Source organism: Lysinibacillus sp. LZ02, assembly GCF_050613145.1.
Classification (GTDB): Bacteria; Bacillota; Bacilli; order Bacillales_A; family Planococcaceae; genus Lysinibacillus_B.
Genome location: NZ_CP192507.1, coordinates 718,700 through 742,038, shown reverse-complemented (window position 1 = coordinate 742,038; position 23,339 = coordinate 718,700). Strand labels below are relative to the sequence as shown.

At 37.8% G+C, this 23,339-nt stretch carries 13 protein-coding genes; 3 read left to right on the top strand and 10 right to left on the bottom strand.

Translation table 11 applies throughout. The features are described 5' to 3' along the window. Positions 1-524 precede the first annotated feature (524 nt). Both ACQQ2I_RS03300 and ACQQ2I_RS03295 read right to left on the bottom strand, forming a co-directional pair. Positions 525-2,774 carry an S-layer homology domain-containing protein gene (locus ACQQ2I_RS03300; RefSeq protein WP_431029147.1) on the bottom strand — a complete coding sequence of 750 codons (2,250 nt, stop codon included), beginning with the start codon at positions 2,772-2,774 and terminating at the stop codon, positions 525-527. A gap of 277 nt (positions 2,775-3,051) precedes the next feature. Beyond that, complete coding sequence (locus ACQQ2I_RS03295; RefSeq protein WP_431029145.1) at positions 3,052-4,989, bottom strand: S-layer homology domain-containing protein; 1,938 nt, start codon at positions 4,987-4,989, stop codon at positions 3,052-3,054. Positions 4,990-5,156: 167 nt separating this feature from the next. Here ACQQ2I_RS03295 and ACQQ2I_RS03290 point away from each other — a divergent pair, with 167 nt between their 5' ends. Beyond that, complete coding sequence (locus ACQQ2I_RS03290; RefSeq protein WP_431029144.1) at positions 5,157-6,611, top strand: O-antigen ligase family protein; 1,455 nt, start codon at positions 5,157-5,159, stop codon at positions 6,609-6,611. Positions 6,612-6,683: 72 nt separating this feature from the next. Here ACQQ2I_RS03290 and ACQQ2I_RS03285 read toward each other — a convergent pair whose 3' ends face one another. The 7 genes from ACQQ2I_RS03285 to ACQQ2I_RS03255 form a co-directional block, all read right to left on the bottom strand. After that, positions 6,684-7,232: a hypothetical protein gene (locus tag ACQQ2I_RS03285; protein ID WP_431029143.1), complete on the bottom strand. Its 549-nt coding sequence runs from the start codon at positions 7,230-7,232 to the stop codon at positions 6,684-6,686. Beyond that, complete coding sequence (locus ACQQ2I_RS03280) at positions 7,216-7,443, bottom strand: nuclease-related domain-containing protein (protein ID WP_431029142.1); 228 nt, start codon at positions 7,441-7,443, stop codon at positions 7,216-7,218. Before ACQQ2I_RS03280 ends, ACQQ2I_RS03285 begins: the two co-directional genes overlap by 17 nt. Before the next feature lie 454 nt (positions 7,444-7,897). Then, positions 7,898-9,589: an N-acetylmuramoyl-L-alanine amidase gene (locus tag ACQQ2I_RS03275; protein ID WP_431029141.1), complete on the bottom strand. Its 1,692-nt coding sequence runs from the start codon at positions 9,587-9,589 to the stop codon at positions 7,898-7,900. Between the two features lie 831 nt (positions 9,590-10,420). Next, entirely contained in the window at positions 10,421-11,347 is a 927-nt protein-coding gene (locus ACQQ2I_RS03270; RefSeq protein ID WP_431030438.1) for an NlpC/P60 family protein, read from the bottom strand. 223 nt (positions 11,348-11,570) lie between these two features. Further along, positions 11,571-12,632 (bottom strand): S-layer homology domain-containing protein, encoded by a 1,062-nt coding sequence (locus ACQQ2I_RS03265; protein ID WP_431029140.1) that lies wholly within the window; start codon positions 12,630-12,632, stop codon positions 11,571-11,573. 251 nt (positions 12,633-12,883) lie between these two features. Next, positions 12,884-17,134: a hypothetical protein gene (locus tag ACQQ2I_RS03260; RefSeq protein ID WP_431029139.1), complete on the bottom strand. Its 4,251-nt coding sequence runs from the start codon at positions 17,132-17,134 to the stop codon at positions 12,884-12,886. 217 nt (positions 17,135-17,351) lie between these two features. Next, entirely contained in the window at positions 17,352-18,011 is a 660-nt protein-coding gene (locus tag ACQQ2I_RS03255; protein WP_431029138.1) for an S-layer homology domain-containing protein, read from the bottom strand. A 242-nt stretch (positions 18,012-18,253) separates the two neighbouring features. Here ACQQ2I_RS03255 and ACQQ2I_RS03250 point away from each other — a divergent pair, with 242 nt between their 5' ends. After that, on the top strand, positions 18,254-18,940 hold the full coding sequence (locus tag ACQQ2I_RS03250) for an amino acid transporter (RefSeq protein WP_431029137.1): 687 nt from the start codon (positions 18,254-18,256) through the stop codon (positions 18,938-18,940). After that, a complete protein-coding gene (locus ACQQ2I_RS03245; protein WP_431029136.1) occupies positions 18,940-20,361 on the top strand; it encodes an HlyD family secretion protein in 1,422 nt (473 codons plus the stop codon). The genes ACQQ2I_RS03250 and ACQQ2I_RS03245 overlap by 1 nt, the downstream gene beginning before the upstream one ends. A gap of 34 nt (positions 20,362-20,395) precedes the next feature. Here the strand turns inward: ACQQ2I_RS03245 and ACQQ2I_RS03240 are convergent, their stop codons facing one another. After that, entirely contained in the window at positions 20,396-23,188 is a 2,793-nt protein-coding gene (locus tag ACQQ2I_RS03240) for an S-layer homology domain-containing protein (RefSeq protein WP_431029135.1), read from the bottom strand. Positions 23,189-23,339 lie beyond the last annotated feature (151 nt).

Below are 23,339 nucleotides of genomic sequence, written 5' to 3'. Positions count from 1 at the left end.
TCCTTTAAATAAAATTATAATAAAGAAATTATAGCATACATGCTGACTATTAGAAAAACACCGCTCATACTTGTTGTGATTGTTACTAAATAACTCATAACTGGTAAATCTCCAAACATATATTACTAGTTGAGTAACCGTTACTTTCCGCTCCGGCACTAGCTTTTCCCGTAGGAAGCTTTTACTCTGTAGCGAAAGACGAATACCGTCAGCTACACGCTCGTGCCTCTGCTACAAGTAACTTTTTTACATATAAAGAGGACAGTTCCAGAAAAGTCCATTTTAGAATTTTATTTTTAAAATATTGATTTTATATCTGTAACAAAAGGATGCTTGTTGATTGGAGTGGAAGGCGGCGACTCCTGGGGGATAAGCTTGAGCGGAAAGCCCCGCAGGAACGTAGTGACGAGGAGATTGAAGCCAAGCCCCCGGAAAGCGTCCGCCTGGAACGGAGATCAACAATTCGCTACTATTTTAAAATAAAATAGGAATCCCGTTGTATGTAAAAACGAGATTCCTATTTGTTATTGATTCAACACGCGGTATAAGAATAATCCGAAGTGTACGCGGCTAATTTTTTCGTTTGGCTTAAAGATGCCACCACCATAGCCTGTTGTAATATCATGTGCAGCTAGTGCCTGTACATATTCATATGCCCAATCACTTTTTGGTACATCTTTAAATTGGATGGAAGAAATGCCTTCTAATTTAAATGCATTGGCGATGATTTTGGCCATCTGTGCACGTGTTAATTGCCCCTCTGGATTGAAGTTACCGTTTAACCCGTCCATAATGCCTGCATTTTGAATGGCGGCAATTTCCTTATAATACGTATGCGATGCTTTCACGTCTTTAAAGCCCGGATCCTTGATTTTTGATGTATCTAATCCGAGTACACGGCTAATAATCACAGCCCCATGTGCACGGCTTAACGTTTGCTCTGGTCTAAACGTGCCATCACCGTAACCTGTAATATATTTCTTTTCAACTAAATAGCTTACTTCTTTATAATATGGATGGCTTGCTGGGACATCTGTAAAGATAGCTTTATCCATAACAGTCACTGTCATAGAAGTAGAGGCATTACCTAACTGTGCCACAATTTTTCCTGTGCCTGTTTTAGTCGCAACAAATTTCCCGTCTTGGTTAATGTAGCCAACATCTCCCTCTACCGACCATTTCACTTGCGATGGATTATATACTAGATTATTACCAACTTGATCTTTTGCTGCTAGCGTATACGTTGTTGCCGCATCCTTCACAACATCTTTACTACCGGAAATCGTCATTGTACCTGGTGTATCGGTTACCGTAATCGGGAATGATTCAACCGCTTTTCCGTTATATAAGATTTGAACACGATCCGTACCTGCTGAGACAGCTTGAATCGTTGTATTTGCAAATGCTACATAGCCATTTTCAGACTTAAACGAAATGTTTGAGCTACTAGCTGGTAGCGGATTGTAATATTGATCTAATACATACTCAATTGCGACAGTTGACGTACTATCAACGAGTAATGTCCCCACATTTGTACGAGAATATTTCAACGTTTTGGCGTCCGATAAAGGCGCTGTACTAATCGCCTCTAAAATCGCCGATACACGACGCTCAGCCCCACCACTATTGGATGTTCTATTTGCTACTACAACATTGTTGCTACCATAATTACGATAAGCCATCGTTGTTGAACCCCCGCCATCTAGATTAATGGCACGGTCATAGCCTTGGCTCACTAAGTAATCCGCAAATTGGACAAGATTCATCCCTTTACTATTTGATAAACGACCATCTACTGTTACAAAGTGAACTGTCTTTTTATCTTTACTAATGGCAATGGCACTACGTGGAGCTACTTCTTTGGCACGTGAGCTAGACGTATCCATCGTAATATAGCGTTGTCCATCGCGCACAAGCATTGGACCACTTGCTAACATAAATGAAGCATCCTGCCATGTTTCATTAATACTAATGTCTACTGCCATCACATCGCCCACTTGTAATGACTCAAATTTTGCCATTTGCGCACCATTGACTGAAATAACAAAACCGTTCTTTGGAATGTCAAGCTTTTGTGTAGAACCGTACGGACGAATTTGTACGATATTACCGCTTAACTGTTGCCCAAAATACGTAGACGTAATTTGTTCATCCGTTTGCACGACATACTCGACACCATATTGGTTAGAATTTGTAGCGGACGTATGATACTGTGGTGTAAATAAAATCGATTCATCTTGTTGACGTTGACGATTCAAGCCCGTTAATGGAATTCTACCAAGCTTAGAAACTGTCGTTACTGTAAAATCATATGTATCAATTTCAGCTGAACCATTGGAAGTCACACCAAAAGCAATTGGGTAGCTTACATACCCTGAGTCATTTTTCGCTAAAATACCACCATTATAAATCTCGTTATTTTGCGAAATTAAATACAGTGGATAACCCGTCGACATATCATAGAAAGCCGCATTCACTGCGCCGACTACACGATGTCCATCAGACGAATGACTATTCGCTAACGCCGTTGTTGTCGCTAAGCCACCGTATACACTTGGTAACCCTACCTCAACCTTTGTATACGGATCATTTAAATTAATCGCTAGATGACTAATTTGATTTGTATACGTACCTTGATGTGTATATTGGTATAACGTCGTACCCGAAGATACTGGCTTTGTTAGCTTCGTTGTTTGACTTGCACTAGCTGAGACGCTATATAGCGGTGATAATGCTAGCACAAAAGCAAATAAATAAATAAGTATTTTTTTCATTGTACTTTCCTAACCTCTCTATCTCTGAAACTAGCTCCTGATATTTATTACTTTTTCAAGCGCACACTTGCTGTAAACGTTTCTATTCTCCACTACAAGTAAGTTTCAGAGAAAAATAACATTATATTTTAAAAATAAAAGCGAAGAAAAAGTAACGATATAACTAGAACATTGAAACCTTATTAATCTCTTCATTAAAAAACACTTAATGGAAATAAATGTAAGGTTACCTCATTCATTATACATTACTTTTCTCTTCACTTCACTAACTATTAATCTACTTATACGTATTTAAGACATCTACATACTGACCGGATACGTAAACATTTCCTTCTCTTGTGACGTCAGAGACAATACGATACCAATCATTCTCTTGTCCTAAAATCAATACTGGTAGATTCATTTTTGCATAGGTAAATAGTTTTTGATTATTTGTCCCTGGACCTGTACGAACATTTAATCCTGTTGTATTCGTCATCCCAACTGTATAAGCATTGTTGGCATCTTTAAAACCGAGTGCTTTATCAATGCGATAGTAATGTCCTGCCGCTTTACTGCCCCAATACGGATCGGATGCATACTTGACATTAAATCCGATTGCTTTGTGCCCAAATGCAGCACCATTTGCATGTTTTCCATTCGCTGGCACGTAATTTTTCAACCAGAATGCATTTAACAGTTCTAAAATATTTGCTTCTACAGATTCAAATTTCTTCAATAATGGATCGGAATCCGTTACGTAAAGACCAAATAAATTATTTTCTAGTTGGGCACGATCACTCATCCCATACAAACTCTCATGGAAAGATAGCGCTAAAATCATTAAGGCGTTGACGTTATACTCGGCTTCAATTTTTTTCAGCATTTCCCCTATACCAATGATTTTGCTCTTTGTCGTTGCATCTTTGTAAATGCCGTACGTATCTGGATAGCGATTTTCCAGTGCTTCTAATTCGCTCAGTCTTTCCATCACATACGCATCAATTTCTTCAGCTGTATAGTTCGTCTTTGAATGGATTGGCAAGAACTGATAATAGTTATATGCCTTCCCTACCACTGTACCAGCACTATTAAAGAACGATACCCCGTCCCAGCTGTAGTACTTACTATTTTCCGCTAAAAAGCTTGGCGCTTTTCCCGTAATATAGGCAGCGTATTTTCCTGTTTTATAACTATAAACATTGTGAACTAATTGACCATTTTTCACTTCATAATAGGCGCGACCTGGTAGTAACGCATAAGGGATTAATGTCACATCCGATAACTTGACATACCCCCGTTGACCCGCTAACTCTACTTCAACCCATGTTAAATCATTATCCACATTTTTATAAACCATTTCAGCATCGTACGTCACATATGTACGCTGTGTTTTTTTGTCTGTATCATACACAAGTGTAAAATTATTCGTTACGGCTAAGCCGTATGTCATTTTCACAATTTTTTCATCGCGTTTAATATAATGCCCTTGCGAAAAATCAAATGCTTTTACAGCTTGTTCAAACGTCTCGAATTCTTTTACGACAGACGATTGACCATTTGCAATTTTATGTAATGTATAAACCTCTTTTTCCACTTCCACCGGCTTTTCATAACCTAGCTCCGGCTTTTCCTCTGCAATCACGCCAATTAAGCGGTAAATAAACGCTGATGCTTGTGCGCGTGTTGCATTATTTTGAGGGTAAAAATATGTACCATCTTTCATTGGTGTACCTTTAATAATGCCTAAACCTGTATTTACTCCCACCGCTGCGTGATAGTCTTTATTAATTGTGTGCGTATCACGGAACGTTAAAGTTGTCGGTGTCGTCTTTATATCAAGGTAGTTTAATGCACGATATAGCATCACTGCCATATGCTGACGTGTCACTGGTTGATTTGGCTTGAACTCATTTTGACTATATCCTGTAATAATCCCAGCAGCCGCTGCATTTGAAATATCTTGCGCATACTGATACGAAGGAGGTACGTCTACAAAAGTATAAGATTCTGTTTCATCCAGTTGTAAGGCTCTCGAGACAAACGAAGCAAATTCTGCCCGGGTAATTGCACGGTTTGGATAATATTTTCCATCCTCAGCAAGGAGTATGTTATGCTTAATCAAATAGGTCATTTCTGTTTCCATATGATGCCCGTCAATATCACTTGCCTCTGCAGGTTGGAGAAATACCCCAGAAAATAAAAAAACAACGATGAACATAATAATTTTTTTCATTTATCTCTCTCCTTTTCTATGTCTTATTCTAGCAGAATATATTAGAATTATTAAGGGAAAGTCTTCCTAAAATACGTAGGTGATATGGTTTATTTCATACTATTGCACATTTTTTATAGGACAATGGTATAATACATTTTTGATAACAACACGAAAGGAATAATTCTATGCAACGCATGAAACAGTCACTTCTTTCAAAAGAAGTATTAACAATCGTTCTCTTAGTGGCCGTAACATTTTTATCATTATTGCTACCTTCTAAGATTGCATTGATTGTAACGAGTTTGATTTTTGCTATTTTTGCATTTATAAAACCTTTGCAAAGCGTTTTATACTTACTCATTTATGTAGCAATTCGCCCTCTACTTGTCGAGTTGAATCCAGGGTTAAAATTCATTGGAGATTTAATTACATTCATCTTATTGATCAAACTATTAATCGCTAGTCGATTCGATATAAAAGGTTTATTAAATTTCAAACTATTTGAATGGGCGTTTTTCTTCTTCTTAGGGGTAGGTTCACTTGTTGGTTATTTAAACGGGGTAAGTATTGGGGCAATCGTATTCCAAGTGCGTACATTTGTCATTATGTACTTAGTGTACTACTTCCTATCACGTACAGTGCTGCCTGCGAATTGGAAAGAACAGTTGAGTTGGACAGCAGTCGGTCTCGGTTGGTTAGTATCCTTACACGGGTTAGTGGAGAAAATCTCGATTCGTCAATGGCTTCTACCAGAATATTGGCAGTACATGCCGTTATCAGCTGAAAATTTACAGCGTATATACGGGTTACCAGGCAACCCAAACTCGCTTGCGTTAATTATGATGTTTACGATTATCGCTGTACTGTTCCTAAAAAACCTTTACAAAAATATGCAGTACAAATGGTTTTTAAACATTAGTTTAGTGCTCTTTATCGGGGTATTAATCTTAACATTCTCCCGTGGTACATTAATTGCTGGTGCATTCTTCGCAATTACGTACTTAATTTTCTCAAGAGATTGGAAGTTGGTCAAAACGCTTGCCATCGGTTGGATCGCCGCATTTATACTCGTGTACTATCCGGTGAATGCAAGTGTATCATTCGTCAAATACCTTGGTGTAGAAGCACCAGATGGTACAGTCGGTTCATTAGCCGATCGTTTTGGTCAAATTTTAGATAACAAAAACGTCGATCGCATGGTATCAAACGGGCGCGTATTCTATATTAAAAAAGGATTCGAAATCTATCAAGATTACCCAGTCGCTGGTACTGGTTTCGGTACATTTGGTGGCGCTGCTACGATTTCTTACGGCTCGCCAATTTACGCAGACTACGGCATCGACTTATCGATTTACTTTGAAAATAAAATTTACTCAGATAATCAGTACATTCAAATCATTGCAGAGACAGGTACACTCGGTGTTATCTTATTCGCCGTCTACTTGCTTGCTATGGTAGCACTCTTCTGGAAGCAACGTCATACACGTTTCGGACAGATGATGATTGGACTGTGGATTGCAACCGGCGTATGTGGCGCATTCTATAATATTTGGGAGCTAAAAGTATATACACTCATCTTCTTCACAATCTTTGCAGCATTTGCTGTGGACCATAAGTTTTATAAGCAATACCGAGTGTAAAAAAACCCTCGCGCAACTTTTCGATTGCGCGAGGGTTTTCACTTAATTAGCTTGCTTTTTAGATTTACTTGCCTAATTTCCCTTTTTACTTGCCATTTCTAAAATATTCGGGGGAATCACGTATTTTCGATTTTTGAAATTACCCATATAATCTATCCCTAATTTACTTAACATGCGACTAGCGGTATAAATACTTTCCACCCCTAAAAAATCCCGGAACTCTTGATTCGTAATCCAGTCATTATACAGTAAACGGTAATCATGTAGCGCCTCGTAAATACCATTCATCGTTTTCGTCCCACACTGCATACAGCGAAACCCCTTTCGCTCATGTCTCATCTGCACCCGACAACCGATACAAACAACGCCTTTTAGAACCGATACTTTCGGATAAATCCGCTTGAGCACTAGCTTCTGGTAACAAGCAATGAAATGCTCCTTCACATAATCGAGTAACTCCTCCCCCAAAGCAGCTGGATACTGCTCAAACAATCTACTCACTTTACTCCGCAAACCACTTAACCGAAACACATCTACCTCCTGTGTTGGTGTAGCAATCCACGTTTTGGGATCAGTAAACACAATGACTGGTACAACAGGAACATCAATGCCTATTTTCAACAACTCTCCTTCGATGCCTTAACACCTGATCCGTCGGGTTCTCATAAACCATTTTTGTGCCATCTGCTTTTGTTTGAATCATTTGTCGCACCTTATCATCAAAATCAATCTGTCCCCCAATATCCTTTGTTTCGATTACTAATACGAAATGCGTACTTACAAACAGTGTTATCCATCTGATGGGAATAGCCAAACGGATTGACCGTTTCATAACTATGAAATAAGTAATGTCATTGTGGTAATTGCATGTCTACCCACTCCCGATCGGTACGCAACTCACCATAATAACCTTTCCTTGCATTTTTATACAACACCTCAGTTTCCTTATATTTCACATTTTGAATATTTATTCATTTCAACAATGACTCGTACATTTGCATTTTCTCGCATACACCCCGATGAATAATAATCAACTCCCTCCTCCTCTCCTCGCAATCTATATATGACCATTTCGACTCTACTCAACAATTCCCTACTAAATCATTCAAACTCGAATTTTGGTATATTTTATTTCCTAAGCAATAAAAAACACGAAAGCACCTGATAAGTGCTTATCACATGTTAGGCTAACAATCGTTATCCGCAATGTGCAATTTTATCATTTCCTAAAACAATAAAAAAACGTTACCTGATCGTGCTTGTACACGATCAGGTAACGTTTATGTTTAATTTGTTTGTGAGTAGTATTTCACAATCCCGTTATAGATAGACTGTGCAAAAATATCAACATATTGATCATTTGTTAACTTTGCACTGTCTTCACTATTTGTCACAAACCCTAACTCTACTAATATGGCTGGAATGTAAAGGTTTCGAAGAACATAGTAATCCTCACGCTTTACACCACGATCTTTCATACCAGCATTTTTCACAATTTCATCATTGATAAATTTCGCTAACGCATAATCTTCTTTCTCATTATCGTTTGCACTAATACTATAATACGTTTCCGTTCCTTGTGCTGATGAACCTGCAGAATTGGCATGAATACTAACAAAAATCTCACCGTAATTGTCTTTCGCAAACTTTACACGTTCTTCTAACGATGGATATGTATCGCCTGTACGCGTCATCTTCACAATCGCGCCAGCTGCTTCTAGCTTTTGCTTTACTTTGTTAGCTGTATTTAATAAAATCGCCTTTTCCACTGCATTGCCACTTACTGCACCTGGATCTTTCCCACCATGACCAGGATCGATCACAATAATACGCCCTGCCACTGGTGAACCAGACTTATTCATTAAACGTAAATACGTTTTGTTTGTATAACCAATTGTTCCGTTATATGAAATTTTCGCCCAAGCACCTGAAATCGATAGCACATCGACTTTTGTACCGCGATTAATTTTCCCTAAAACAGTCGAGCTCGCATTTCCTTCTGCCCGGATGTTTAAATTGTCCACTGTCGCAATACCGATTGTTGTGGCATTTGACTCCGGCTTTTCCACGACAGGTGGCTCACCGCCCCCAGGAGATTCAATATCCGTGACCTCATCTGCATAGGTTTTATAAATATAAGCATACTGTCCATTAAAATCAACTTTATAATAGTCAGCTCCTACTTCATAGACATTGAAAACGAACCCTTTACTTACTTTCCCTAAAATATTCGAAGACCCCGAAAATTCCTTCGATGAACGGACGTTTAAATTATCCGTATTCGCTTTTACCTGCATAATCGCGTCATCTTCATTCGGCACTTTATCCCCTTGTATAGGTAACTCTAAACGATAGTCTTCAGATGCTGCACGTGCTACAAACAACCCAAACTGTCCACGTGTTAAATTGTTATTCGGTAAAAACGTCCCTGCAGACGTTAATTTTGTGTAACCGTTATAGTAAATAGCTGAAATGTATTTATAGTATTTGTTAGAACTCGATACATCTTTAAATGGTATAGCTAAATTTGCATATTTGTTTACATCTAATTTAAAAGCTACAGCTAATGCTTTCGCCATTTCATTTCGCGTAATAGGTACATGTGGAGAAAATGTTGTACTTGAAGTTGGCGCAATAATCCCCAATTTGACCGCTGTTTCTACATACATCGACTCTTCTGATCCAACCTTTACATCTGTAAATGATGATGTAGATGGTTTCGAGAATTGAATACCAGCAGCATTAATGACCATTTTCGCTACTTGCCATCTCTTTACGTTATCTCCTGGTTTAAATACCTTTTTCCCATTTTCCGTATATCCTTGAATAACGCCTTCATTCACTAAATAATTAATTTCCTCATAAGCTTCATGAGAAGTAGGAATATCAGCAAAACGCTGGCTTGCATACGCACTTTGTATGCTGAACATTGACATAATGACAACGATAAAAGTTAAAGTAAATCTCCTAAAAAACAATGTCTTTTTCCTCCTTCTTTTCTATAAACAACTCTATTTTAGCAGACTTTTGTCGGTAAAAATATATGGCTTTTCTACCTTATTCTACCTTAATTCACGAAGAAAATATAGCTTTCTCTTTTTCTAGAATTGTTAATATACAAGAAAATCTCTCTATGTAAAACAGGCTAATACATCTAGATTTGCTATATTGTTAGTGTACAAGAAAAAATAGCACAAAATCATTGTGGCTCTCCATCAAAATATGTACTTGACCGCACATTTCGTTACGGGCGGACGCTTTCCGCGGGCTTGGCTTCAGTCTCCTCGACTCGCAAAGCTCGTCTGCGGGGTCTTCAGCTCAAGCTCATCCCGCTGGAGTCGCCGCCCTTCACTCCATGTACTTTTATATCAATCCTCATAATGAACAAATCTCAAAACATATATTCCCATTTAAGTAATCGTTGCTTTCCGCTCCGGTACTCGCTTTCCACGGGCGAGATCAAGCCTCCTCGTCGCTCATGCTTCAGTGCTCCTGTGTAGGCTGTGGCAAAGCGCGGAGGCTGCGATACCACTTTAATTTAATACCTTTTATTATCCTAATGTTATTTTTAGGATGTTTTTTTGCTCATTAAGAGTCAATCTCTGTTTTTAATCAAGAACAGATTTTGGTATTGAACCATCATTACACTTACAAAAGACACATCTCGACCAAAATATATCAAAATGATGTCGTATCTTTGCAAATTGCAAAAAAAAGAGAGAGGCGCCTGTTGGAAGCCTCTCTACTCTATTGTTAAACTTTTGCAAGAGATCGGTTGGTAGCCATCTATGCTTACAAAAGTAGACAACCTAATTTAAATTGCTTGCGCGTTCAATAAATGTATGTAATTGCTTTAATGTGACATAGCTAGATCCACCATATGTACCGTCACCTTGTCCAATTGTAACACCATTAGAAGCTAAAATTTTAATATATTCATAATCCCAACTCTTATCACTAACATCTGTAAAATGTACGACTTTATTTGTCATCTTTAAGTTGAACGCCTCAACTAATACTTTCGCCATTTGTGAGCGAGTAAGCGGTGAGCCTGCATTGAATTTACCGTTTGCGTCGCCAGTAAATACACCTAAATTATAAAGTGCCGTTGTTGCACCTGCATATTTTGAATCTGACTTTACATCTACGAAAGGCGAGTTTGTATTCGATGTATTGACACCAAGAACTTCTGCTAACTGAAGTGCCACTTCACCACGTGATGCATACACAGTGAAATCAATTGATGCGTCTTTTACTTGCTCTGTTGTTTCTTGAACAGCTTCTTCTGTAAATGTCGCAATACGTTTTGCGCCAACATAGCGCGTTGCCCAGTATGAAGTACTCATGCTTGCCACTGTTACGCCCGTGCTCGTACCCGAGTGGATAAACTTGTTATTTCCAACATAAATACCCACATGCGATACACCTCTACCAGATGTATTATAGAATACAAGGTCACCTACTTGTAAATTGCTTTTTGAAACGGCTGTTCCTTGTGAATACTGTGCTGACGATGTACGGTTAATGGAAATACCTAGTTGGCTAAATACTAAGCGTGTAAATCCTGAACAATCTAAACCACTTGTTGTTGTGCCTCCATATACATATGGAACGCCAATATATTTATAAGCTGTAGCTGTTAATTCTTTTGGTGTTGCTGCCTCTGCGCTGTGTGTTCCAGCTCCTGCAAAAATCATAAACGATGCAAAAACTGGCAATAACCATCTCTTCATGATAAGTATTTGATACTCCCTTCAAATTGTTGGTTCTTTTGCCTACTTAAAGACTAACACAGATTACCATGTAATAATTTTTCACTTTTGTAACAGTTAGATGAAAATCAAAAAGCACTAAATTTCTAGCGAAAGCTAGTAATCTAGCGCTTTTATGAGCGATTTTATAAATTTGTATTACTCGACCGTAATATCTCTGTAATGTTACTCACTATAATTTGGCATATTATTTAGTCGAAAAAAGTTGGATAAAGTAATGTTTTCCATTATCATCTTTTTTTACCGCAATCCCAATATGGGTATAGTTTGGCTTTAAAATATTTTCACGATGTGAATCGGATACCATCCATGCTGCCATGACATCTTCCGGTTTTATGAAAAAGCGTGCAATATTTTCACCAAAACTTAAAAATTCATAGTCATACAATGTCGCCATATCCCAAGAATGCCCGTAATACGGAGATTCATGATCGAAATAGCTGTATTCAAACATATCCTGTACTTTAATGGTTGCAAGTTGGTTTAAATACGGATCTTGTATTAATGAAGAAAGACCATTTTTCTCACGTTCTTCATTGACTAAACGAACGATTTCAGTGCCCTGTGCTTCATTTTCTAAAACCGTTGTAATATATCGCTTCCCTAAATAATCATAAGCCACTTCTAACTTGTCCATTTGAGCTTTAAAATGAAGAGCACGTGTCATCAGCACAGCCATTTGGGCACGTGTCACCTGAGCATACGGCTCATATTTCATGTTTGGCTTTCCTGTTATGACACCAACATCCGCCAATGATTCAATATAATGCTTGGCCCAACATCCCTTTTTCGTATCAAGAAATGTCGCCTCATTACTTTCATCGACCGTGATGCCGAATGCTTGGGCAATCATTTTAGCTATTTGCCCACGTGTCACAAACTTGTCCGGATTCAATTGTTTACGCTGATCAACAACATGTAACTCCACTAATTTACGGAACACGTCGTACTGAGGGTGTGTCGTCGGTATATCTTTTGCTTGTAATTGAATCGATGCATCAAGTGGTAGTTTTAGTGCTTTAACAAGCGTTTCAGCAACTTCGCCACGTGTAATTGGTTGATTCGGCTTAAATGTTCCGTCCTCATAAGCATTCATATAACCACTTGCGAGCATTTCATGAATCGATGGTGCTGCCCAGTAGGTAGATTTCACATCTACTAAAGCATTTCGTTCAGCAAATGACATGGGTGGAAATACGAGTTGACACATCACTAAAAAAGCAAGAATCCCTATCCATTGTTTGCGCAATTTTTTATCTTCTCCTCTAAGAACAAAAGTGCGAAAGCGCCTGCTAATCCCGGACACGTATGCATGCTGGAGTCCGAGTGTCACATGAGTATAGCGCTTTCGCCTAGACATACATGCTCTTTTCCAACAATCGTTATTCACTATGTGAAATTTTATAATTTCCTTCATAACGATAAAACTCGCCCTTCATTCAAATGAAAGGCGAATTCTATTTTCTATAGTACTACTATTATAATGAGAACAAAAGAACTTTAGAAGAAGAAAAATGAATCGTTTAATTGCTCTTCATAATCTTCTAACATGAAATAGTTTGATACAAGACGTTTTTGTTGCGTCGTTAATCGGTCATAAGCTGCACGCGCCGATTTTACTTTCGATTCAAAATTACTTGCATTCGGATTAATTTCAGCAATTAACGAACGTACTTGATCTACTGCACCCGATTCTTTTTGTGCGTTTTGCAGTACATCATAATTCGTGACAAGCTTACGATATGCGGATGGCAAGGAATTGTATAATGCTAACGCTTCCTCTACTAGCTTACTATAGTTGCTAGAAGAAGATGAAATGCTACTAATTTTCGAGATGACCTCTTGCACTTTATCAATATTATTTTTTGCCTCTTGCAACTGTGCAAAGTTTGTGACGTACTGCTTTTCACTACTAGATAACATATTGTAAGCAGCATAAGCAGCTTGCACACTACCGATATAGTTTGCACTTGATGGCTTCAGCGCTTGAATCATTTTATACACTTCAATCGCTGGCGCAACACTTTGCAGCTTATTTATATTTGGTACCATTTGACGTTGCTCTGCTGTTAATTTATCTAACGCTTTCATTGCCTTATCGTAAGCTGATATAAGATTACTAGCAAATTGTAAATTGTCGATTGCATCAATAGCAACTAATACATTTTTCACGCCTTTTTCATAGTTTTGTAACTCTTTATAAAGCGTGACAGCTTTCTTCTCGTTTGCTGTTAAAGCATTATACGCCGCGCGCGCATCTTTAATCGCTTGCATATACTGAGATGGCGATTTAGATGGAATCGCACGAATAAGCTCATCAACTGCTGAACCGCCGCTCACTGTATTTTCAAATGCTAGTAAATCATTATAGTTTGTTACTAATGCTTTGTCTGCATTCGATAGTGCATTATATAATTCGCGTGCTTTCTTTACATCTTCCCCAAATGTTTTACTAGATGATTTAATATTCGCGATGACTTCCATTGTTTGAGCTACCGGATAGATTGTCGATAGCAGCACTTCACGATTATAAACAAGTTCACGGCTTTCATACGGGATTTTTTCATATGCCTTCACTGCATCGTTATATTTCCTAATGAAATCTCTTGCATTATTAAATGGGCGTGCGAGCATTGCTTTTAATTCTTCAATTTGATGAATCGCTGCTGTTACAGGTTTTAACGCGTTTTCACGCTCTTGTAACGTTTTATAATTTAAGACAAGCTTTTGATAAGATGAATTAATTCGTGCTAACTTATCGTACGCTTCGCGAGCCGCTATTAACTTTTGTACGTAGTCTTCCACGCCTGGACGTGCTGCATCAATCATATCCATTACTTCATTTACTGCTACTAAACCTGTTTCTGCCCCTTCAATTTTGTATAAAATTGGCGCAAGATAGCGTTGTTCAACCGTCGAAAGTCGATCATACTGCAAGCGAATCGCCGCTATATCCTCCATATACGTTTTGTCACTTGGTTTTAAGTTATTAATGGCTGTGACAATTTCATATACTTTTAAGTAGGGCTTTAAACTACTATCATAATTGTAAACATATGATTTCTGACGCGATGTTAACTTATCATAGGCTTTGATTGCCGCTTCTACCTTTTTGGCATAACCGCTATTCGCTACATCCACGCCCCTAATGATCGGGTCATTGATTAAATCCACTACTTTTAACGCCGCTGTCCCATCTTTTTTCAGCGTTTGGAAGTGTTTATAATTTGTCACCTGCTTTTTCGCATCAGAAGATAAAGAAGCATAAATCGCTTCAATTGCTTCTGCTTCATCTAAAAAGGCTTGACCTGTTAATAAACCGAGCTTCTCAATACGAGCCACTAAATCATTGCCATTTTCAATTGAATTTTCATGCATTTTCAATGTAGCTTCGTACGTTTTTACTGCATCAGCAATAGCTGTTGCATATTCAGGCTCATTCGCATTTGATTTCCAAGCATTTGCCTCTTTTAACTTATCGAACGTTTCTTTCGTTTTGTCATACGCACCTTGGAATCCAGCAGCACTTGGTTTCAAAGCTTTCATCTGGTCTACAAACGCTAAATACACTTTGAAGTCTTCAATCCTATTTTTATTTTCGTCAGAAATATACGATTTCTGCGTTGCTGTTAGCTTCTCAAATGCCGTTACTGCTGTTTTGGCAGTAGAAGGGAACTTGCTAATATTCTCTGGATCAACCGCCTCAATTTTTTTCGTCGCATCTGCTGACTGCTTGACTGCTTTTTCAAGCTCTGTTAACGTTTTTAAGTTTGTGACAAGCTTTTGCTCTTCTCTAGGTAAAGAATTATATGCATCGCGCGCTTTTTGGATTAATTTGAGCTGCTCTACTTTATTCGTTTCATTGTTTGCATCCTCAATGTTTTGAATAACAGTAGCTGCGCTATCTAGTTGAGCTTTTAAATTTACAACAGATGCAGTCAGCTCATCCTTCAATTTTTGCAACGCTGTCTTATCATCAACATTTGTTGTATGTGCCTCTAAAATATCTATAAGCTCCCCTGCTGTTGCTGTTAATGTAGCATGCAAGGTAAAAACGTCTGCTTTATAACTATCTGCCGTAGTCTTTAAGCTATAGTAACTGCCTGTTACTGTTGCAAAAGGCCTTAGATATTTTAGACGCGGGGCACTTTCAACTAGTGATTGTTCACCAACACTTAACTTGTCATACGATTTATTGAGTGCATCGACTTTCGTTGCAAATGTCTTTTTATTTTCGATAGTGATGGCATCGATTTGATCACTTAGCTTAATTGTCGTTTTACCGGACTTCTCCCAATCTTGCAACTCTTTGTAGTTATTGACGATTTTCTTTTGATTGGAAGTCAGGGCATCATACGCTTGTCGGGCATTTTGAATATCTTCGGAAGTAACATTCGATTCCGTAGTTAAGTTCTCAATTTCCGTTTCTACCGCCTCAGCAGCTATCACATCCGTAAGATATTCATCTAATTTAACCTTATAGTTTGATAATAAACTTTGTAAATTTGACGCTAGTTTATCATAGGCATCTTCTGCTTCTTCTAAAGCAGTACGATATTCATCTGTAGCATTAGGTTTTAACGCATCGACTAACACAATGAAGTCTAATCCATCTTTGTACCCTGTATTTTCACCACTAGCATCCTCTTGATTCGCCACTTTTGTGTCATAATCAAGCACAAGCATTTTGGCGCGAACATTGAGCTTTTCATAATCAGCAACAATTTTTCCTACTTTACTTTTATAATCGCTCGCTGTAACAGACTGAATACCGGTAATTAAATCCGTTACCTTGTTCGCTGCTGTTAAATCATCATTAGCTTGCTTCATCACAGTTGCTACCATTCGACCATCGTCTAACACATGAGAATCTGCAATCTTTTTCTCATTTGATGTCATTTTTTCAGTATAAAACTGATTTGCGCCCTCTAATGTATTTTTAAAGCCGGATGCATCTGTAGAATCACTTAACGTATCGCTACCTGCGATTATCTGAGCATATGCAAGCACAGTTTCAGTTACAGGGTCACCACTTGCATTCGTTGTTTGAATCGTACCCCCATAAACAAAAGCCTCTGCTTTAATAATATCCTGCGCAAACGTTTCTAATGTTTTCACATTCTTTAAAAACTCTGCCTCAAACCCTTGAATTGTTTTTAAATAACTATCCACGGCTTGCATTGCTTGCAAATCAAAATCCGTAATGAAAGGATAATTTACATCATCTGCCTCTGTCGGATACGTCATAGAAGGATTTAAAAACACCGTGTCTAACGCTTGGCGCATTTCTTCAAATGATTGCGCAATCGCAGCTCGTTCTTGCACCAAGGCAGGTACTGTTGTAAAGAGCTGTGGTTGACTCGTCTTTAATAAGCCAATCTCATTTGATAAACTTGTTGACCTTGTTTTTAAATCTTGTAATTCTTTTAAAAACGTTAACTTTGCATCTAATAACTTATGCTCATTTGGAAATGTTGCCTCAGGAAAGAATCTTGCAACTAACTCTTCATACGTATTGAAATTCGAAATTATCGTCTTACCGTCTAGCTTAAATAACTCTTCAATACGCTCTTTATTAATATCAATTGTCGCTACTGCACTATACGGCACAGCCGCCGCGCTTGTGTCTTGCGTTATAATCGGCTCTAGTTGTTCCCCATCCACCACTACATCCGTTTCATTGGCACTTACAACCGCTGCGGGTGCAAGAATTAACCCCGTGAGTACACCTGCTTTTACTGTTTTCTTCATGAAAGTCATCCTTTCTCTATATCAATTACACCTCTGCATCATTGCATCCGTCAGAGACTTTATCCCATAATTTTCTACATTATTCTAAACTTACTATCGGCAAAATAGTAAGATTCTTTATGTATAAATAAGAAATTGTCCAAAATGACAGATTATTATTTAAACAAAATAAAAAACCACCCTTTCTCAACTAGTGAAAAGAGTGGTTTCATATGGTTTATTCAACGTTTATGATATCAAAGTCTGATTGTGTATAATCGATGGCACGCTTTAAAAATGTTGCAAGCTGCGCACGTTTCACAGAATCATTCGGGCTAAATGTAGTAGTGCTTGTTCCTTTTGTAATATTATACTGTACAAGCGTTTGAATATAGCGGCGTGTATCCATATCTTGAATGCTATTGACATCTGTAAATTTCGTCGTCGTTGTATTGGCTAACTCTAAATCAAATGCGAGTACAAGCATTTTCGCTACTTGTGAACGTTTGACATAGTCGTTCGGCTTAAAGGTTTTATCTTTATAACCACCGATAATGCCTGCGTTATATAAAGCTGCAATCGCCCCGTAATATGTACTATTTTTCGGGACATCTGTAAAGCCAGGATCTTTCACATTTTTGGTATCTAAATGGAGGGCATTGGCTATAAACAATGCTAACTCTGCACGCGTGGCAGCTTCATACGGTGCAAATGTTGTCGCTGTACGTCCTGTAATAATACCTGAATTGTATAATTCCTCAATCGCTGTATAATGGTCACCCACATTTTTCAAATCAGTGAATGGTACTGCTGCGGTTGCTGGAACCTGTGCCACATATGCTACAGTCGTTGCGGCAAGTGTCGCCGCTAACACATATTTAGAATACGAAGCTTTCATATCATCATAGCCTCCTAATTTTTAAAATTCATCCCTATTGTACATTAAAACCCCTACACAAGATATAGATAGAAATATCCCCATTTTCTTCAACACTCCCCTACATTGAAACATTAATAATAATAATATAAAATGAACCTTTTCATTATTAAAAATCTTTTTTTTCCTTTATTATACTTATATTGGCTTTATTTAATGATAGTTTAATAGAGAGAATTTATGACAACGAAAGGGTGACTTACATGGTATTTCACTATAAGTTTTGGCATCTGTTGTTTCATCCATCTTCCCTAACGTATATGCTTGAACATGAAGAGGAATATGAAAAAATTCGTGGCTATAAAAAAGCGCTATGGCTACTATTTTTTACGACGCTTTTATTTTTTGCGATACGGAATTTATGGGGAATGCATACAGAAGGCTTAACCGCACTTCTTGCAAATGGGCTTGATGACAGATATATGTTTGCCCGCTTAATTTCTTTAGGCGGTGCCATTTTATGGGCCATTGCATTCTTTATTTTTCATTACTATGTCCTTACATATATGTTGCACTTACTAACAGATTTACCTTTTAAATGGATTCAAAAAGTTCAACTTTATGTTATTACCTTTATCGTGCTAGAAAAGGCGGTTACGTTCCTTGTGTTCGCCATCGTTGGCTTTACGACACCATTCACCTTTTTCTCACTAGCACCCATCACGGCCTATTTCTATCAAGATGAGTATTTACTCTACTTTTTAAATCAACTAACAGTCGCGACAGTCGTAACCATCATAATTCAATACACATTCCTATCACAGTGGGAGGAAGAAAGTAAAAAAATACTGCTAGCGAAGCTGATCTTTGTTCAAATTGGACTAGCATTAATGGTCGCAGCCATTAGTATACTTCCAATTCTCAAGTGGATTGAAGGAGGCGTGAGCTAATGGCTAGAACAACAAAATTTAAAATATGGGGGGCTATTGCGACCCTTTTCGTCGTAATCAATGGTTACCTTTTGCTCAAAAACAACGATGTCATTCCAAAATCTTATTATATTGGTGACGTGCAATATGCAGTTAGTGGTGTGCATACAAAAGAACTCGATAAAGAAAGCATTCTCGCCACAAGCAATGAAATGCGCCTCGCTGCACCAGTTCAAGCGATTGACAAGGTGCTCGTTAAGCGTGGCGATGCTGTCACGATGCAGCAAGAGCTTGCTTCCTACAAATCTGATGCTGTTGAGCAAGAACGAAAAAAATTAGAGATCGAGCGCAAAGCCTATGAAGCCGAATTAAAGGAGCTCGAACAAATTTTGTCTGCTCTTGAGCGTGAGTCATCTAGCGCTCGTCCATCTACCGCAACAGATAGTACAACAATCGGAGACTCGAATATTTGGAATTTAAATCTCTCTCTTGAACTCGGTATCGAACAAAATACACCGACCGCAGAAGGAAAAGCGATGATTCGTCGCCATATCGCGGAGACTGAGCGTCAGCTTGACATTACCGATTCCTTGCTCACACAGCTGATTTCATACCAAACTTTAGCAACACCGGTTGATGGTGTCGTAGGTGACATTCAACAAGACGGTGATACGATTACATTCGTTATTTATCCATCAAGTAAAAGTGTTGCCACATATATTGACGAAGCACAATGGCAACGTGTCGAAGTAGGGCAACGCGCTATAATCATCGTTCGCGCTGGGGAAGAAGAGGAATCTACTGTTGAAGGTATCGTCACGGAAAAGCAAGCCATTCCTGCTGAAGAATCAATGTGGTATCAAGAGCTGTTAAAGTACGAGAAAATTGACCCTGCTAAAACACTATACGAAGTCCAAATTCAACCAACCGATCTACTAACAGACTATCCGTACGGTGAAAAAGTAGCTGTAACGATTACAACCGATGAAGTATTTAGTAGTTTTAAAGTCCACTCTGATTGGATCATTCACTACGCGGTACCTGATATCGGCAATACGCATATTTATACACTTGGCTATGATGGTCGAACACGCCTAACACCTGTAGATATCGCCTTCACCAAACTAGGTCAAGTCGATGCACCTGTGGAAGAGGTTGTCATCCCTGAAGATGAACCAGCTGAGGAAGAAATAATTGAAGAAAAAACCCCTGCTATCCAGACGGTAGATTTCAGCACAGAGGAAGAAGAAGTCATTGATGAAGAACTATATGACGTGACTGTATTTACAGGGGCAATCGATGAAAATACAATTTTACTCGATGGAACGGCACGTAATATTTATGCCCCTACATTTCGCCCCTACCCACTCCAAAAGTACGAATGGGAAAAAGTCGGCGAAATCACATGGAGAGATATCGTCAAGTTTATCGCACAACCATAAGGAAAACGGGCTCGCCAATCGGCAAGCCCACTTTTTATTTTACTGGAATAGTATAGAATGTTCTAGTAACCTTTTCAAACTCACCTTTATTACCATAAACATCATAGATCTCTCGGTTTGGTTTTAGTTTAACTGTAACTGTTGCAGATCGAGGAACTTCTTTTGATAACGTCAAGATAATATTTTTGGCATCAGCTGAATCATTTTTCGCTACTGCTTCATATTGTGTGCCAAAGTTATCTGTCACAATAAAGGCTGAAGATTCAATAGGAGCAATAGCCTCATAAAACGTTAGCTGTAATTCCTTTGCATGATTGATCTTTAACTCAGGACTCCAATAATCTGGCACTGGTTTGATGCTTTCCGTTAAATAAATAGGCTCATAATAGTAATCCATTTCTATATAGGAATTAGCTGCTCTTAACTTTGTTATATAAAAATACGGCTTATTATGAGATGCGCTACGACTACCTAGCTTGATTAGCACTTGCTTAGGATTAGTTGGATTTACTTGTACCTTTTCAATATTATAGCCTTCTACTTCATAATAATAAGGTAATGATGCCAATCTCTCATCAACTGGATAATTAAAGTCTACTACGATTATTTGTGGATCCTTAATAGCACTTGATGTACGAGAAGTATTAACGGATACAACTTCTAGTTTTTCTCCATTATAAGCGTAATCTTTTGAACGTATGAATGAAAGCGCCCCGTTTTCAACCGCTTCTTTATATTCGTTTTCAACATTTTTGAAGCTAATGTTTACATCATAAGTTGTATTTTCTACATCCAACTTATCTAATAACTCTCGAAGAGCAATACGAACAGCTTTCGGTTCACCATATACTCGACGCACTTTTACATTGCTATTATTAATTGGTACCGTGCGAAGACCATCAGTATATGTTCCAGTAATCGCTGCTACTGCCTTATCATCTAGAGAAATATTTCGGTCAAATTCAATATATAAATACTCTAAATTATTTTCACGTACTACTTCTGTTCTCACAATTCGAGCAGTTCCCGCATCATACTCAAAATTATGCTTCACTGAAAATGTCCCAGTCTCGCCGTTAGTGTCCATAATGTAGCGCCCTTTTGCTGTAGCAATTGTTACATTGCCTCTTAAATAATCATTAACAGTTAGAATATAAGTACTTGGTTCATCTTTTACTATCTCTATATTCTCAATATAATAATTAGTTGAATTTGATGAAATCGATAAATCATAAGCACGGAACATACTAAGCTCTTCATTAAATGTTAACTTCATTTTTTTTGCGCCAAGTTGTTCTACTTTTTCAAGCGTAGGAGCAATACCATTATGCTGACCTTTTACGATAGTAACGGTTAATGGTGTAGGATCGGAATAGTTACCAGCCAAATCGCGAATAGTACTAAATGTCACATCAATAGCTGTTCCTACTTCAATTAAAGAGCCTTTAGCGCGTGCACTCGTTAAATCAAAAATTATTTCTGTTGTGTTACGGCTCATTTCCATTGTTATACCCGTAACATTTGTTGCATCACGAAGCTTAAATTGTGCAGAAGTATAATAATTTCTATTTATAGGCTCTGAAAAAATAACCTTAACCTTATTGGCACTTATAGATTCAACTGCCTCAATTGTTGGCTGTGTTGTATCATCATAAAAATAAACAACATCATCATAGTCAGGTAAAGATGTGCCATTTACCCCATGTACCCCTAAAATTTGTAATCGATATCGCTTTGATAATGGGATATTAGACGAAATTGTTATTTTATATGAGCGTCCATCTTCACTTAGTTCCCCCCTTTGTAGAGGCACTGTACCCGAACCATAGCTATAATATTTATCAATACTTGTTAACTTAATAAATTTATCTAAATCGCTTTGCAAATATGTTTCTGCTAAATTAACTGGTTGGTTAAAGTAAATAACAAATTGTCCACCATTTATGTTTTCAACATTATTAATTTGAAGATTGTCCACTTTATACTCAACTATTTCTGTAAATCTTACGCCGTTAATGACGAACGAAACTTCCGTTGGTATATTTTCCGGTAGCGGTTCTTCTAATTGAATATGATGAATTACACCTGTTGACAATGTAACATCTAAACGTTCATCTGATACAACTGTCAGCTTTTTAATTGTTACACTTTCATTATTACGAACCGGTGATTCTATATTTAACATGCTATACAAATAATGCGCAAACTCTCCGCGTGTCGTGTGTTGCTTTGGGTAATAATTATCGTCTATCGTTACATCATAATAATCAAATACATTAATTGAACGTTGTGCCTCTTCTGTTGCTAATTCAATGTCTAAATATTCTTGGAGATAGCGTTGCGACTCTATATAACTAACATAATCAAAATTATCTATTTTTGATAAGGCACGTACGATTACTAATGCAGCCTGCTCATGCGTAATCGTGCTATGAGGGTTTAAATTTCCTTGTGAACCGACAAAAATTCCATGATCATATACTAATGCTGCATACTGTAGTAATTCATCATCACTACTAGTTTTTAAATCATAAAACCTCATATTATGTTTATAGTTGTTTGGAATTTGATAACCAAGTCCGATCAAATATTTGCCCAATATTTTTACGACATCAGATCGAGATAATGTTTTATTTGGCAAGTATGTATTATTCCCATAGCCACTAATAATCCCTTGTTCATAAAGCTTCTTGATAGATTGCTCATATTTATAGCCCTTAATATCCGTTAGTAATGCTGCATTTACTACAGGTACTCCAGCCATTGTTACCATCGTCATTGCCGTTACTGAAGAAAGCCATTTATAAGAACGTTTATTTTGTTTCATCTATTTGCCTCCTTTAAGATGATTACACCTTCTTAACCCTATTCTTCTGTGTCTATTATCGGTTAATTTGAGGGCATTTTCACTATCTCATCTTATCTATACTTCGCTGTTAAAAAATCGTACCATAAGAGTAAAGCTGAACTATAAACAA